The 15,179-nt window shown below is 66.3% G+C and carries 14 protein-coding genes; 7 read left to right on the forward strand and 7 right to left on the reverse strand.

Annotated elements, in window-relative coordinates; all coding sequences use genetic code 11:
- The first annotated feature begins 58 nt into the window (after positions 1–58).
- The 3 genes from purM to VWN43_RS09110 are packed head-to-tail and all read left to right on the forward strand — an operon-like array spanning position 59 to position 3,328.
- Entirely contained in the window at positions 59–1,168 is a 1,110-nt protein-coding gene (gene purM, locus VWN43_RS09100; RefSeq protein WP_330767252.1) for a phosphoribosylformylglycinamidine cyclo-ligase, read from the forward strand.
- Positions 1,161–2,126, forward strand: a complete 966-nt coding sequence (gene purN, locus VWN43_RS09105) for a phosphoribosylglycinamide formyltransferase (protein ID WP_320181979.1) — start codon at positions 1,161–1,163, stop codon at positions 2,124–2,126. The genes purM and purN overlap by 8 nt, the downstream gene beginning before the upstream one ends.
- A gap of 5 nt (positions 2,127–2,131) precedes the next feature.
- The gene (locus VWN43_RS09110; protein ID WP_320181978.1) at positions 2,132–3,328 is read left to right on the forward strand and encodes a sulfotransferase family protein; all 1,197 of its coding nucleotides are present in this window, start codon (positions 2,132–2,134) and stop codon (positions 3,326–3,328) included.
- Between the two features lie 6 nt (positions 3,329–3,334).
- Here the strand turns inward: VWN43_RS09110 and VWN43_RS09115 are convergent, their stop codons facing one another.
- From VWN43_RS09115 to VWN43_RS09140, 6 genes are all read right to left on the reverse strand, one after another.
- Positions 3,335–3,760, reverse strand: coding sequence for a nuclear transport factor 2 family protein (locus VWN43_RS09115; RefSeq protein WP_253523300.1), 426 nt, complete (start codon positions 3,758–3,760; stop codon positions 3,335–3,337).
- 82 nt (positions 3,761–3,842) lie between these two features.
- Positions 3,843–4,265 carry a nucleoside-diphosphate kinase gene (gene ndk, locus VWN43_RS09120; protein ID WP_253523298.1) on the reverse strand — a complete coding sequence of 141 codons (423 nt, stop codon included), beginning with the start codon at positions 4,263–4,265 and terminating at the stop codon, positions 3,843–3,845.
- Positions 4,266–4,348: 83 nt separating this feature from the next.
- A complete protein-coding gene (locus tag VWN43_RS09125) occupies positions 4,349–4,879 on the reverse strand; it encodes a hypothetical protein (RefSeq protein ID WP_320181977.1) in 531 nt (176 codons plus the stop codon).
- 34 nt (positions 4,880–4,913) lie between these two features.
- A complete protein-coding gene (locus tag VWN43_RS09130) occupies positions 4,914–5,363 on the reverse strand; it encodes a DNA polymerase III subunit chi (protein ID WP_320181976.1) in 450 nt (149 codons plus the stop codon).
- Positions 5,360–5,524 carry a DUF2256 domain-containing protein gene (locus VWN43_RS09135; RefSeq protein WP_253523430.1) on the reverse strand — a complete coding sequence of 55 codons (165 nt, stop codon included), beginning with the start codon at positions 5,522–5,524 and terminating at the stop codon, positions 5,360–5,362. The genes VWN43_RS09130 and VWN43_RS09135 overlap by 4 nt, the downstream gene beginning before the upstream one ends.
- A 35-nt stretch (positions 5,525–5,559) precedes the next feature.
- Positions 5,560–7,020 (reverse strand): leucyl aminopeptidase, encoded by a 1,461-nt coding sequence (locus tag VWN43_RS09140; protein WP_320181975.1) that lies wholly within the window; start codon positions 7,018–7,020, stop codon positions 5,560–5,562.
- A gap of 100 nt (positions 7,021–7,120) precedes the next feature.
- Between VWN43_RS09140 and VWN43_RS09145 the strand changes: the two genes are divergently transcribed.
- The 4 genes from VWN43_RS09145 (at position 7,121) to rsmA (ending at position 12,914) form a co-directional block, all read left to right on the forward strand.
- Entirely contained in the window at positions 7,121–9,517 is a 2,397-nt protein-coding gene (locus VWN43_RS09145; protein WP_320181974.1) for an LPS-assembly protein LptD, read from the forward strand.
- A gap of 130 nt (positions 9,518–9,647) precedes the next feature.
- Entirely contained in the window at positions 9,648–10,994 is a 1,347-nt protein-coding gene (locus VWN43_RS09150; protein WP_320181973.1) for a peptidylprolyl isomerase, read from the forward strand.
- Between the two features lie 8 nt (positions 10,995–11,002).
- The gene (gene pdxA, locus VWN43_RS09155; protein ID WP_320181972.1) at positions 11,003–12,001 is read left to right on the forward strand and encodes a 4-hydroxythreonine-4-phosphate dehydrogenase PdxA; all 999 of its coding nucleotides are present in this window, start codon (positions 11,003–11,005) and stop codon (positions 11,999–12,001) included.
- A 61-nt stretch (positions 12,002–12,062) separates the two neighbouring features.
- A complete protein-coding gene (gene rsmA / locus VWN43_RS09160; RefSeq protein ID WP_320181971.1) occupies positions 12,063–12,914 on the forward strand; it encodes a 16S rRNA (adenine(1518)-N(6)/adenine(1519)-N(6))-dimethyltransferase RsmA in 852 nt (283 codons plus the stop codon).
- A 61-nt stretch (positions 12,915–12,975) separates the two neighbouring features.
- On the opposite strand, the gene VWN43_RS09165 is transcribed toward rsmA, so the two are convergent.
- Positions 12,976–15,081 (reverse strand): malate synthase G, encoded by a 2,106-nt coding sequence (locus VWN43_RS09165; protein WP_320181970.1) that lies wholly within the window; start codon positions 15,079–15,081, stop codon positions 12,976–12,978.
- Between the last annotated feature and the right edge of the window lie 98 nt (positions 15,082–15,179).

The raw sequence follows: 15,179 nt of genomic DNA on the forward strand, positions 1-15,179 counted from the left end.
GGCGCCTTTTGCCGAAAGGATTATGGAAATCCAAGCGCGAATGCGTAAGGCGGGTGGGATGAGTGACGAACCGCGCAGCAACAGGCCTTCCTACACCTACGAACAGGCGGGTGTTTCGATCGAAGCGGGCAATGCGCTCGTCAAGGCGATCGGCCCGCTGGTGAAGGCGACGCTGCGCCCGGGGGCCGATGGCGAAATCGGCGGCTTCGGCGGATTTTTCGACCCCAAGGCGGCAGGCTACAAGGACCCGCTGCTGGTCGCGGGCAACGATGGCGTGGGCACCAAGCTCAAGCTGGCCATCGACAGCGACCGCCACGACACGGTCGGCGTCGATCTGGTCGCCATGTGTGTGAACGACCTGATCGTCCAGGGCGCCGAACCACTGTTCTTCCTCGATTATTTCGCCACCGGCAAGCTGGAGAACGGCGTTGCCGAGCGCGTGATCGCGGGCATTGCCGAGGGCTGCAAACAGGCCGGCTGCGCGCTGATCGGCGGCGAAACCGCCGAAATGCCGGGCATGTATGCGGCGGGCGATTACGATCTCGCGGGCTTCTGCGTCGGCGCGGTCGAACGCGGCGAGCAATTGACCGGCGAGCGGGTCGCGCCGGGGCATGTGCTGCTCGGCCTCGCCAGTTCGGGCGTCCATTCGAACGGCTATTCGCTCGTGCGCCGACTGGCGGCCGACAAGGGCTGGAAGCTCGACCGTCCGGCGCTGTTCGACCGCGAGCGCCTGCTGATCGACGCGCTGATCGAGCCGACGCGGATCTATGTAAAGAGCCTGCTGCCGCTGGTCCGCGACGGGTTGGTGGACGCATTGGCGCATATCACCGGCGGCGGCCTGCTCGAAAATATCCCGCGCGTGCTGCCCGAGGGCGCGCATGCCGAGGTGGATGCCGATGGCTGGGAACAGCCCGGATTGATGGCGTTCCTACAGGCACAGGGCAATATCGAGCCTGCCGAAATGGCGCGCACTTTCAATTGCGGCGTCGGCATGGTGCTGGCGGTCGAGCCGGCCAATGCCGAACTGGTCCGCAGCCGGTTGGAAGATGCGGGCGAAACCGTGCTCGCAGTGGGCCGGATCGAGGCGGGCGACAAGGGCTGCACCGTACGCGGGTCGGCCGGGACCTGGGCCGCGCGCGAGGAATGGTCGGCGACGCATAATGCCTGACGCGGCCAAGGTCGCGGTCTTCGTGTCCGGCAAGGGCACCAATATGGCCGCGCTGCTCTATGCCAGCCGCCTGCCCCATGCTGCCTATGAGATCGTACTGGTCGCGGCCAACGATCCGCAGGCCGAAGGGCTGCAACTGGCCGCAGCCGAGGGCGTGGCGACCTTTGCGCTTTCGCACAGGGGCATGGCACGCGAAGACCATGACGCGGCAATGGAACAGGCCGCTCGCGATGCCGGGGCGGACTTTATCGTACTGGCGGGATATATGCGGATCCTGACGCCGGGTTTCGTGGCGCGGTGGGAGGGCCGCATGCTCAACATCCATCCCTCGCTGCTGCCCAAATATCCCGGGCTCGACACGCATGCCAAGGCGATCGCGTCAGGCGACAGCGAGGCCGGGGCGAGCGTCCATCTGGTGACCGACGAGCTCGATGCCGGCGAAATCCTGGGGCAGGTGGCGGTGGCGATCTGGCCGGGCGATACGCCTGAAAAGCTCGCCAACCGCGTGCGCGTGGCCGAACACCAGCTCTATCCCCAAGTGCTCAGCGAATACGTCTCGCGCGGGAATGATCCGCAATGGCTGCTCGAGCGCGTGCGCGAACGCGCGCTGGCGCTGCCGCAAACGCATGAGCGCGAGAGCCACGGTTCGCCCGGTTTCCGCGTGGGAACGGAGAAATCGGGCAAGTTCTTCGCCTATTTCTCCGACCAGCATCACGGCACGCCGCATATCTCGTTGCTGGTCAAATGCTCGGGGCTGGACGAGCTGGAGAACCTGGTCGAGGCGCAGCCACACGCCTATCACAAGCCCGCCTATTATGGCGCGAGCGGCTGGATTGGCGTGATCCTCAACCGCCCCGGCGTGGATTGGGACACTGTCGCCGACTGGCTGCAACGCAGCTGGCGCGCGGTCGCGCCGAAGAGCGCCGCCCGCCTGACCGACGCGGCCGACGAGTTCTAGCCGCGGTGGGCATCCCCAACCGCCCGCATCCGCTGGCCCGCGCGAAAGCGGCCGATTGGGCCGGGCGCGCGGTGCAGGCGCTGTGGGACAAGGGCCTGACCCCCAAACCCCCGCTGGAGCCCGAATTCCTGTGGGAGGTCGCCAGCCGCGGGTTCGATCCGCAAGACGAAACTTCGCTGCGCAGCAATGCAGAGGTCGAGGATTTCCGCGCGCGGCTGGACCAGCTGTGTGCGAGCCTGCGCGAGGACGCCGCGCTCAATGCGATGGGCCACGCGATGGCCTATGGCCAGCTGACCTCGGCCATTCGCAAGCGCCATGCGCTGGGCCAGGTCTGGCGCGAGACGCCGCAATTGGCGCAGACCGCCATCGCGCCGCCGATCATCGTGGCCGGCCAGATGCGCGCGGGCACCACCCGGATGCACCGCCTGCTGGCGGCCGATCCGCAGCATGCGGGCACGCGCTTCTGCAACAGCCACAATCCGGTGCCGATCTCGCCCGACTGGCGTCCGCTGAAGGCGGGCGCGGCGCTGGCGATCGCGCGGCGTATCAATCCGTGGCTCGACGCGCTGCACCCCTTCGGGGCGACGCGGATCGACGAGGAAATCGGCTGGCTGGCGGGCGCGCTGTCACCCGCGACCTTCGAAGCGCAGTGGCATATCCCCGGGTTCGTCGGCTGGAGCGAGGCGCGCGATCCTGCGCCCGTCTATGCCGAGTTCGCGCGGATCCTGCGCACGGACGCAGCGACGATGGGCGATGCGGACCGGCCGCGGGTGCTCAAATGCCCACAATTCTCGGAGGACCTGCCCGCGCTGCTGGCGCAGTTCCCCGATGCGCGGCTGGTCGTGACCCGGCGCGACAGCGCGGCGGTGCTCGACAGCTCGGTGTCGCTCGTCGCCAGCCAGATGGCGGTGCAGTCCGACCATGGCAATCTGGCGGGGATCGAGCGCGAATGGCAGCGCAAGCTGCGCCTGCGCGAACAGCGGCTGGAGACGGCGCTGGCCGAATTCCGGGGCCTGGTCGCATGGGTCGATTTCGAGCGGCTCAATGCCGATTGGCCGGGCGAGATCGCCCAGACCTATGCCGCGCTCGACCTGCCACTAACCGATGCCGCGCTCGCGGCGATGCACCGCGAACAGAGCCGCGCGGAGCACGGCAGCCATACTGCGCACAAGACCCAGCTCGCGCAATTCGCGGCGAGCTGAACCGGATCAGCTGGCCCGGCGCGCCTCGCGCTGGGCAGCGAACAACGGTCCGGTCATGCGATCGGGCGGACGCGTGATCTCGACCCGCGCAATCCGCAACCCATCGAAATAAACGCGCCACATTACCGGCCCGTCGATTTCGGGCATCGAGCTGTTGATATGGCCGCGGACCAGCACTTCATCGCCCGAATGGTCGAGCGTATCGATCAGTATCTGCGGACGGTCGGCCTGTTCGCGAAAGGCGCGGTCGCCATCGATGATCGCGTCGACCCCTTCGAGCTTCAGTCCATTGCCATCGACCAGCACCGCATCGGGGGTCATGACCCGGAATACCGCCTCGTAATCGAGCGAATTCAGCCCGTCGACCACGTCGTGCACGGCCGCCACGCGAGCCTTGCGGGTCAGATGTTTCTTGAACAGGAAGCGCAGCATAACGGGGACAATCCTATAATGGATTGCCCCCGCTTCAAGCATCAAAAGTTATGCCAGCGGAATTAACCGCTTAGGCAGGAATTCAACCAACCAGTTCGGCTTCGTCGAAGAAGAAGTCGATTTCGATCTTGGCATTTTCGTCGCTGTCCGAGCCGTGGACCGAATTGGCTTCGATCGATTCCGCATAGGTCTTGCGGATCGTGCCTTCGTCGGCATCGGCCGGGTTGGTCGCGCCCATCACGTCGCGGTTGCGCTTTACGGCGTCTTCGCCTTCGAGCACCTGCACGACGACCGGGCCCGAAATCATGAAGTCGACCAGCTCACCGAAGAAGGGGCGTTCCTTGTGGACCGCGTAGAAGCCTTCGGCCTGCTCGCGGGTCATCTGGATGCGCTTCGAGGCGACGACGCGCAGGCCGGCTTCTTCCAGCATCTTGGTGACCGCACCGGTCAGGTTGCGGCGGGTGGCATCGGGCTTGATGATCGAAAAGGTGCGGGTAACCGCCATGGTGATTTCCTTGCGTGGATTTTTATACGGGGAGAGGAGGTCTCGCGCGCGCCCCTAGCGCTGCGCGCCCGCACGGGCAAGATTCATTCGAGGCCGCGCCCGATCGACAGCTGGGCTTCGGTGACCGCGCCCTGGCGCGTGGCGGTGAAGGAAAAACTGGTGCCGTCCGCGCCTTCGCCGCCGATCATCGTCACCGGGCCGCTTTCCAGCGAAGTGGCCACGTCGATCCCCGCAGCCTCGGCCTGGTTGCGGTAATAGGACACCATCTCCTGCGGCGTGGCGTCGCTTTCCAGATTGAGCAGCACCAGCAGCCCGTCGGCCTGTTCGACCCTTGTGTTGTTGGTGACGCTGGCGCCGGGATAGACCGCGAAACCGGCGGGCAAGGCGACCGGCACCTTCTCGCCCGAACGCATCGTCGTGGTGGTGCCATCGCCATCGGTATGCCGCGCGCTGGTTTCACCGGTCCGGGCATCGATATCGTAGGAGCCGCGCGGCTCGGCGCCGTCACCCGCCGACACGCCCTCGGTGTCCTCCGCATCGCCGCCACAACCGCTCAGCGCGAGCGCGGCAGCGCTGAAAGCGGCGAGGCGGGCGGCATGCGGGCTGCGGGTCATACCCAATCGACCCACGAAGCGCCGAAGGGTTCCGTCAGCGCCCTTCGCGCCAGGCGCCGCTTTCGTCCTGCTTGTTGATGCGATTGTCGATTTGCTCGTCCTGCGCGAAGCGCCGCCACAGTTCGGCAGCGGCATCGCGCTGCGTGCCATCGAACAACAGCAGCACGCGGTCGAACCCCAGCGCGCCCTCGCGCCACTGGCCATCGGCGATAAGCACCATGCGCGCGCCATTGGGCGCGGCGCAATCCGCCGACAGCAGGATCGGCTGGCGTGCCTCATGCGGTCCGCCGGCCATGCCATTGGCGAGGAAGGCCGCCCCGCCTTGTTCCCACAACAGCTTGGCGAGCTGGCCGCGTTGGCCCTCGTCCCCGCTGACCACCACCAGCCGCTCGCCCGCCTGCAGCACCTTGCGCGCCAGCTTGGCGGTGGTGACGTCGACCGGATCGCGGCTGAGCTGGTAGAAATCGACGCGGGTGGCGGTCATTCCTGGCCTGCCGCTTCGCTGCCTGCCGCCGGCTTGTTGCGGCGGCATTTGTCCGAGCAGTATTTCACCCCGTCCCAGTCACGCGCCCATTTCTTGCGCCAGGTGAACGGAAAGCCGCAGGTCAGGCAGGTCTTGCTGGGCAGGTCGCCCATGCGCCGCATCTTGCCACTGCCCTTGCCCTTGGCCACGACTGCCTTCAGCCCTCCAGCGTGTCGCGCACGAAGCGATCGATCAGGCGCACGCCGTATCCGGTCGCGCCCTTGCCCCAGGTGCGGCCGGGCTTGTCCGACCAGACCATGCCCGCGACATCGACATGCGCCCACGGCGTGCCATTGGAGATAAAGCGCTGGAGGAACTGCGCGGCAGTGATCGAGCCGGCGCCCTTGCCGCCGATGTTCTTCATGTCGGCGATCGGTGAATTGATCAGCTTGTCGTAGGCCGGGGCGATCGGCATCCGCCAGTTGCGGTCGCCGGTGGCTTCACCCGCGGCATGGAGGTCCTGTGCAAGCTGGTCGTCATTCGAGAAAACGCCGGCGAATTCGTTGCCCAGCGCAACGATGATCGCGCCGGTCAGCGTGGCGAAGTCGATAATCCGCGCGGGCTGGAACTCTTCCTGCGTCCAGTGCAGCGCATCGGCCAGCACCAGCCGTCCTTCGGCATCGGTGTTGAGCACTTCGATGGTCTGACCGCTCATGCTGGTGACCACGTCGCCCGGGCGCTGCGCCTTGCCGTCGGGCATGTTCTCGACGAGACCCATCACGCCTACGACATTGACCTTGGCCTTGCGGCTGGCGAGCGCGAGCATCGCCCCGGCGACCGCACCGGCCCCGCCCATGTCCCATTTCATGTCTTCCATGCCCGGGCCCGGCTTGATCGAGATACCGCCGGTATCGAAGGTCACGCCCTTGCCGACGAAGGCGGTCGGGGCTGCATCGGGCGCGCCGCCGTTCCAGCGGATCGCAAGGATGCGCGATTCGCGTTCGGAACCCAGCCCGACGCCGAGCAGCGAACCCATGCCGAGCCGTTCCATTTCGGCTTCGTCGAGCACGACCAGTTCCACGCCGGTCCCGGCAAACCGGTCCTGGCACCGCGCCACGAAGCTTTCGGGATAGAGGATGTTGGCCGGTTCGGTGATGAGCTCGCGGGTGAATTCGACGCCGGTCGCGACATGCGCCATGTCTTCCCAGGCTGCCTCGGCGCCCTCGGGCGCGCCAATCACGATGACCTTGGCGAGCGTGATCTTCTGCTCGTCCTTCATCTTGGTGCGGTAGATATCGTAGCGCCAGTTGCGCAGCCGCAGGCCGAGCAGGACGCAGGCGGCTTCCTCGCCCGACAGACCGCTATCCGACAGGTCGAGCGCCAGTTCCACGGCGCCGCTCGCCTGGTATTTCGCCGCGAGCGCCGCGCCGGCCTTTTCGAGATTGGCGAGGCGTGCCTCGTCGTTCCGGTCGCCGGCACCCGCCAGCGCCAGCCGCAGCACCTGCCCGCCGCGTTCGACGAAGCCTTCGAATACCTGCCCGACCGTGCCCTTGAAGCGCGCGGTTTCCATGCCTTCGACCAGCGATTTTTCGAGGCCAGCGGGAACCTTGCCCTTGTCGGTGACTTGCGCAACAAGGCGCACATCCTGCGGACGGGACTGGCTGAACTGAATTTGCATGCGATCTCCGGAATCTTTTTCTGGTCGGGACAGCGCGGTTCGCGCCCGTCCTGCGAGGATGGCGATTGCGATTAGGCGTGGCCGGTGCGATAGGCAAGCCATGCTCCCGCCTGCCGAGCCAACCCCGCATTCCTGCCGGGAGGCCCTCCGACCCGTGACCTTGACCGCAACCGCGCTGGCGCTGCTGGTGGCCGCGCCGCTTGCCGCGCAGGATGCTGCCGACGACGTGGGCACGGTGGTCGATCCGCAAGGCGAACCCGGTACGCCGCTGCCCGAGCAGCCGGGCGTCGACACAGCCGAAGATGTCGATGCGCTGCTGACCGTGCCGGACCCCAATGCGGGTCTCGACGCCCCGCCCGCACCGACCGGCGACGATGGCATCAATGCCGCGGGCAATCGCGAAATCGCGTTCGAATCCGATATTATCGAATATGGCGCCGACAGCCAGCAGGTGACCGCCAGCGGCAATGTCGTGCTGCGCAGCGGCGACCGCTCGCTTCGCGCCGATTCGGTTACCTGGAACCAGCAGACCGGGGTGATCACCGCCAGCGGCCGGGTGCGCTTCGTCGACGAAAACGGCAACCAGCTGTTCTCCGAATGGATCGAGCTGACCGACGAATTCGAAGCCGGGGCGATGGAAAACCTGCTGCTCGCGCTGCGGCAGGGCGGCCGCCTCGCCGCCAATCGCGGGATGCGCGAAAGCGATGGCACGGTCTCGCTCGAGGAAGCCGCCTACAGCGGGTGTTCGGTCATCACCCCCGCCGGCTGCCCGCGCGATCCGAGCTGGCGGATCACCGCGGAGCGCGTGGTCTATAATCCCGACAATCGCCGGATCGAATTTTCGGGCGCCTTCCTCGAATTGTTCGGCGCGCGCATCCTGCCGCTGCCGGGGCTGACCATCCGCACCGATGGCGGCGCGGTATCGGGCTTTCTCGTCCCCGACCTGCGGTTTTCCGAGAGCAACGGTGTCGAGGTGTCGGGCAGTTATTACCTGCGCTTCGCCGACAATCGCGATCTCACGCTGACCACACATGTCTATACCGATGCCGCGCCGATGGTGGCGGGGCAGTGGCGCCACCTGACCGACAGCGGCGCCTATCAGATCACCGGCTATGCCACCCATTCGCAGCGTATCTCCACGCTGACCGGCGTGTCGAACAGCGCCGAAGAATTCCGCGGTTACATCTTCGCCAATGGCAAGTTCCAGATTGCGCCCGACTGGAGCGTCACCGGGTCGATCCGCCGCACGACCGACCGCACCTTCCTGCGCCGCTACGACCTCAGCCGCGACGATCGGCTGCGCTCGACGGTCGAGCTCGAGCGGGTCGGCAAGAACACCTATTTTTCGCTTGCCGGCTGGGCGACGCAGACGCTGCGGCTGGACCAGCCGCAGGGCGAAGTGCCGCTGGCGCTGCCCGTGCTCGATGCGCGCTGGCGCCCCGACGAACAGATTCTCGGCGGGCAGCTCGAACTGCAGGCCAACACGCTCGCGATCACCCGCGACGTGGGGCAGGACACCCAGCGCGCCTTTGCCCGCGCGCAGTGGGATTTGCGGCGCGTCACCGGACTTGGCCAGGTCGTCACGCTGACCGGCATGCTGCGCGGCGATGTCTATCATTCGGACGAGAACTACCTCACCAGCACCGCCAGCTATCGCGGCAATCCCGGCTGGGAATATCGCGGCGTCGCGCTGGGCGCGCTCGACGTGCAATGGCCCTTCGTCGGCGAGGCGTTCGGCGGCACGCAAGTGTTCACCCCGCGCGTGCAATTCGTCGCCACCCCGCCGATCAAAAACCTCGCCATTCCCAACGAGGATGCCCGCGCGATCGATCTGGAGGATTCCAACCTCTTCGCGCTCAACCGTTTCCCCGGCTACGACCGGGTCGAGGACGGTGCGCGCGTCACCTACGGGTTCGACTGGGCGCTGCGCATCCCCGACTGGGAAATGAAGACCAATGTCGGACAATCCTACCGTCTCGACAGCGACCGCGACATCCTCCCGGTGGGGACCGGCCTGTCCGAGCGGTTTTCCGATTTCGTCGGCCGGACCGAGGTTCGCTACAAGGATTTCCTGAAGTTCACCCACCGTTTCCGGCTGGACAAGGACAATCTGGCGATCCGCCGGAACGAGATCGACGCCACCGTCGGGTCGCGCCGCACCTATGCCGAAATCGGTTACGTGCGGCTCGACCGCGACATCACGCAGGTCGAGGATTTGCAGGACCGCGAGGAATTGCGCGGCGCGGTGCGCGTGGCTTTCGCCAATTACTGGTCGGTATTCGGGTCGGGCGTATTCAACCTGACCAACCGCGAGGAGGACCCGACGCTATCCTCCGACGGCTTCGATCCGATCCGTACGCGCCTCGGCATCGCCTATCAGGACGATTGCCTCGAACTGGGGGTGACGTGGCGGCGCGACTACATCACTTCGGGCGATGCCGAACGCGGGGATACCTTCCAATTCTATTTCAGCCTGAGAAATCTGGGCTTCCGCTAGGCTGTGCAATTGGCAGCTTGGACCAAACGCGCTATCCGGCGCGCGACTATCAGCTTGGGTTAAGCCGCAGCCCGTCATGGCAGGCGGCATATTCAGGTATCGAGACGATGCCGCAAAACAGGTTCGACACGTGACTGCAAAGATTATTTCCCGACTGCTTTCGATCGCCGCCGCGACCGGTCTCGCCGCTGCGCCCCTTGCGGGCCAGGCCCAGCAGACCATGGCGCAGGGCGATCTGCTCGGCCTGCCCAGCGACCTCAGCATGCTGCAGGACAGCGATCCCAACCACCGCGTGGCCACCGCGGTGGTCAATGGCTTCGTGATCACCGAAACCGATATCGACCAGCGCGTGGCGCTGTTGCTCGCCGCCAACCAGCGGCCGGTCAGCGAGGATGAGATGCTCCGCGTGCGGATGCAGGTGCTGCGCAATTTGATCGACGAAACGCTGCAGATCCAGGCGGCGATTGCGCAGGAACTCGATATTTCGCAGGCCGAGGTCGACCAGACCTATGCCCGTGTCGCCGCGCAGAATTTCGGCCAGGAGCCGGGCAAGATGGACGAGTATCTCACCTCGATCGGTTCCGCACCCCAGGCGCTCAAGCGGCAGATTACCGGCGAACTGGCGTGGAACGCGCTGCTGCGCCGCAATATCGCGCCCTTCGTCAACGTTTCGAGCGAGGAAGTGAACGAGCTGATCGACCGGCTCGAAGCCTCGCGCGGGACCGAGGAATACCGGCTCGGCGAGATCTATCTTTCGGCGACGCCCGAGACCGAAGCCGCGGTCGAGGACAATGCTAACAAGATCGTCGAACAGCTGCGCCAGGGTGGCAGCTTCGTCGCCTATGCGCGCCAGTTTTCCGAAGCCTCGACCGCAGCAGTCGGAGGCGATCTCGGCTGGATCCAGCTTGCGCAGCTCCAGAACGCGCAGCTCGAAGCGGTTGCCGCGGAAATGAGCCCCGGCCAGCTGGTCGGCCCGATCCGCATTCCCGGCGGCTTTTCGATCCTTTACCTGATCGACAAGCGGCAGGTGCTGATGGCCGATCCGCGCGATGCCGTTCTCAGCCTCAAGCAGATCCAGATCTCCTTCGATCCGGGCACCTCGCAGGCCGCCGCGCAGCAACGCGTGGCCGCCTTTACGGAAGGCGTGCAGAATATCCGCGGCTGCGGCGATGCCGAGAATGCAGCCGCGCAATTGGGCGCGAATGTGGTCACCAACGACCAGATCCGCGTGCGCTCGCTGCCCGAGGCGTTGCAGAACATCGTCCTTCAGTTGCAGGTCGGCCAGTCGACCCCGCCCTTCGGCTCGTTCGAAGAGGGCGTGCGCGTGCTGATGCTGTGCGGCCGCGACGATCCGCAGGTGGCCGCGGGTCCGAACTTCGACCAGATCATGGGCGAGCTTGAGGACGAACGCGTCGAGAAGCGCGCGCAGCGTTACCTGCGCGATCTGCGCAACGACGCCTTCATCGAGTATAACTGACGCAGGCCGTGGCTCCCCTCGCCGTATCCCTTGGCGATCCGGCGGGGATCGGGCCCGAAATTATTGCCGAAAGCTGGGCGCGACGTTCCGAGACGGGGCTCGCGCCCTTTTTCGTGGTCGGCGGCGCGCGCGTGCTCGAAGCCGCGGCACAGGCGCGCGGGCCTGAACTGAGGGTCGAACGGATCGCCGAACCGGCGGACGCTGCGGCGGTCTTTTCCCGGGCATTGCCGGTCCTGGGCAGTGAAGATGGCGAGTACCGCCCCGGCGCCCCCGATGCCGACGGGGCGCGGCTGGCGCTGCATTCGCTGGTCGAAGCGACCGCTCTGGCGCGGGACGGGCGCGCGGGCGCGGTAGTCACCGCTCCCATCGCCAAGGGCGAACTGGCCAAGGTCGGGTTCGACTTTCCCGGCCAGACCGAATTCCTCGCCGCCGCCTGCGAGCGGGACCCCGACGACGCGGTAATGATGCTCGCCGGGCCGAGCCTGCGCGCGGTGCCGCTGACCGTGCATTGCGCGCTGGTCGAGGTCGCCTCGCTGCTGACGCAGGACCTGATCGAGCGCCGTGCGCGCATCGTCCACGCCGCGCTGCGCCGCGATTTCGGGATTGCCGAGCCGCGGCTGGCGGTGTGCGGGCTCAATCCGCATGCGGGCGAAGGTGGCCGGTTCGGCGACGAGGAAGCGCGGATCATCGAACCCGCGATCGCGGCGCTGCGCGCGGAGGGCCTGCCGGTCAGCGGTCCCCACCCCGCCGATGCGCTGTTTACCCCGCGCGCGCGCCAGACCTATGACGCCGCGCTGGCCATGTATCACGACCAGGCGCTGGTTCCGCTGAAAGCGCTCGATTTCGACGAAGGGGTCAATGTCACGCTCGGCCTGCCGCTGGTGCGCACCAGCCCCGATCACGGCACCGCCTTCGATATTGCCGGACAGCGCATTGCCGATCCGGGCGCGATGATCGCCGCGCTGAAAATGGCCGGTGACATGGTCGCGCGGCGCGCCCGGGTATAGCCGCATCTGAAGCCTGAACCGGATCGCTTCGTTTCGCGCGCAATGACTGTATAGGACGCCCGTGCCCTCACCCGACCTCCCTCCTTTGCGCGAAGTCATCGCCCGCCATGGTCTCAGCGCGTCGAAAGCGCTGGGGCAGAACTTCCTGTTCGACGAGCAATTGCTCGACCGGATCGCCGCGGTGCCCGGCGACCTTGCCGGCAAGCAGGTGCTCGAGGTGGGTCCCGGTCCCGGCGGGCTGACGCGCGCCCTGCTGCGCGCCGGCGCCCGCGTGACCGCGATCGAGATGGACCGCCGCTGCCTGCCCGCGCTGGCCGAGCTGGAAGACGCCTTCCCGGGCCAGTTGCGCGTGATCGAGGGCGATGCGCTCAAGCTCGACCATGCCGAGCTGATGGGCGGCGAACCCTTCGCCGTATTGTCGAACCTGCCCTATAATGTCGGCACCGCGCTGTTCGTGCGCTGGCTTGCCGGGGCGAAGGGCAGCGAGAATGCATGGCCGCCATTGTGGACCAGCCTGACGCTGATGTTCCAGCAGGAAGTCGCCCAGCGCATCGTCGCACAGCCGGGCGGCTCGGCCTATGGCCGGCTTGCGGTCCTCGCGCAGTGGCGCAGCCACGCGAAGCTGGCGATGAAGGTCCACCGCAGCGCCTTCACCCCGCCGCCCAAGGTGATGAGCGCGATCGTCCATTCCGAACCCGGCACCATGCCCGAAAGCGTGTCCGCGCGAATGCTCGAACGCCTGACCGAAGCCGCCTTCGGCCAACGCCGCAAGATGCTGCGCCAGAGTCTCAAGGGCGTACCCGGAGCAGTCGCCGCGCTGGAGCAGCTGGGCATCGATTCGCAGCGCCGCGCGGAGACGGTAACGGTCGGCGAATTCGTGACCCTCGCGCGCGCACTCACTGCAGAACGCTAAGGCCCCACGAAAAAGCCCCGCTGGTCGGCGGGGCTTCTCCTTCGATCGCGATTGGCTGTGGTCAGCCCTGCGCTTTTTTCTCGCGCCGCCAGGCGTGCAGCAGCGGTTCGGTGTAACCGCTGGGCTGTTCGACGCCTTTGAGGATCAGGTCCTTGGCCGCGCTGAAAGCGGCGCCGTCCTCGTTCTCGAGCAGCGGCTGGTAGAACGGATCGCCCGCATTCTGCTCGTCCACCTTGGCGGCCATGCGGCGCAGGCTGTCCATCACCTGCTCTTCGCTGATGACGCCGTGCAGCAGCCAGTTGGCGATATGCTGGCTGGAAATGCGCAGCGTGGCGCGGTCTTCCATCAGCCCGACGTCGTTGATGTCGGGGACCTTGGAGCAACCGACACCGGCATCGATCCAGCGCACGACATAGCCGAGCAGGCCCTGGCAATTGTTGTCGAGCTCCTCGCGGATCTCGTCCTCCGACCAGTTGGTGCCGTCGGCCAGCGGGATGGCAAGCAGTTCGTCGAGCTTCGCCGCATCGGGCAGGCCCTTCTGGATCTCGAACACGTCCTCGCGGTGATAATGGATCGCGTGCAGCGTCGCTGCGGTCGGGCTCGGCACCCAGGCGGTGTTCGCCCCGGCGCGAAGATGGCCGATCTTGTCGATCATCATCTGCCCCATCAGGTCGGGCGCCGCCCACATGCCCTTGCCGATCTGCGCGCGCCCCGACAGGCCATGCGCGAGGCCGATGCCGACATTGCGCGCTTCATAGGCCTTGAGCCAGGCCGAGTTCTTCATCTCGCCCTTGCGCATCATCGGACCGGCACGCATCGAGGTGTGAATCTCGTCACCCGTACGGTCGAGGAAGCCGGTGTTGATGAAGACGATGCGGTCCTTCACCGCGTGGATGCAGGCGGCAAGATTGGCCGATGTGCGGCGTTCCTCGTCCATCACCCCGACCTTGATCGTGTGGCGCGGCAGGCCGAGCAGGTCTTCTACCGCGTCGAACAGGTCGTTGGTGAAGGCGCATTCCTCGGGCCCGTGCATCTTGGGCTTCACGATATAGATGCTGCCGCAGCGCGAATTGCCGTATTTGCCCAGTCCGGCGACGTCCTGCGCGCCGATCGCCGAAGTGATTACCGCGTCGAGGATACCCTCGGGGATTTCCTGCCCGTCCCAGCGCATCGCCGGATTGGTCATCAGATGGCCGACATTGCGCACGAACATCAGGCTGCGTCCGGGCAGGCTGTGTTCGGCTCCATCGGGATCGGTGAAAAGCTTGTCGCCTGCTAGCTTGCGGGTCAGCGTCTTGCCGCCCTTCTCGAAGCTTTCCTCCAGATCGCCGCGGATCACGCCGAGCCAGTTGCGATAGGCGGTGAGCTTGTCCTCGGCATCGACCGCCGCGACCGAATCCTCGCAATCGGCAATCGTGGTCAATGCGGATTCGAGCACGATGTCGGCGATGCTGGCGGGGTCGGTGCTGCCGACCGGATGCGCGGCATCGAAGACCACTTCGATATGCAGGCCGTTGTGGCGGAAGAAGCATGATGTCTCGTTCCAGCCGAGGCATTGCGCCGGATCGGCCAGCGGAATGCCCTTATCCTTCACATCGGCAAGATCGGCCCATTTGCGACCATCGGCCAGGGGGACCGCCTCGTCCATAAAGCGCTTGGCCTCGGCGACCACGGCGGCGCCGCGCAGTTCGTCATAACCGCCCGGCTGGGCCGGCGGCGCGTCGAGGGCATCGGTGCCGTAGAAGGCGTCGTAGAGGCTGCCCCAGCGCGCATTGGCGGCATTCAGCAGGAAGCGTGCATTGAGGATCGGCACCACCAGCTGCGGCCCCGCCATGGTAGCGATCTCGGGATCGACATTCCCGGTCCCGATGGTGAAATCACCGGGTTCGGGGACGAGATAGCCGATATCCTCGAGGAAGCTGCGATAGGCGGCGGCATCATGCGGCTGGCCCGCGCGCTCGCCATGCCACGCGTCGATCTTGGCCTGCAAATCCTCGCGTTTGGCGAGCAGCGCGGCATTGCGCGGGGCGAACCTTCCCAGCAAATCCGTGAAACCCTGCCAGAAGGCATCGCTGTCGCGGCCCAGCGGGCCCAGCACTTCGGTATCGATGAAAGCGGCAAGCTGCGGATCGGTTTCGATTCCGGCGCGCGTTACATATTCGGTCATGGAACTCCTCGGGGGGTATGAAAAACTGGCGATGTCGAACCCGGGGAGGAGCACCACGGTCTATGCCGCCAGCGGTTGATCAATGCAAGGCACGGGGT

This window comes from Qipengyuania sp. HL-TH1 (assembly GCF_036365825.1).
Taxonomy (GTDB): Bacteria; Pseudomonadota; Alphaproteobacteria; order Sphingomonadales; family Sphingomonadaceae; genus Qipengyuania; species Qipengyuania profunda.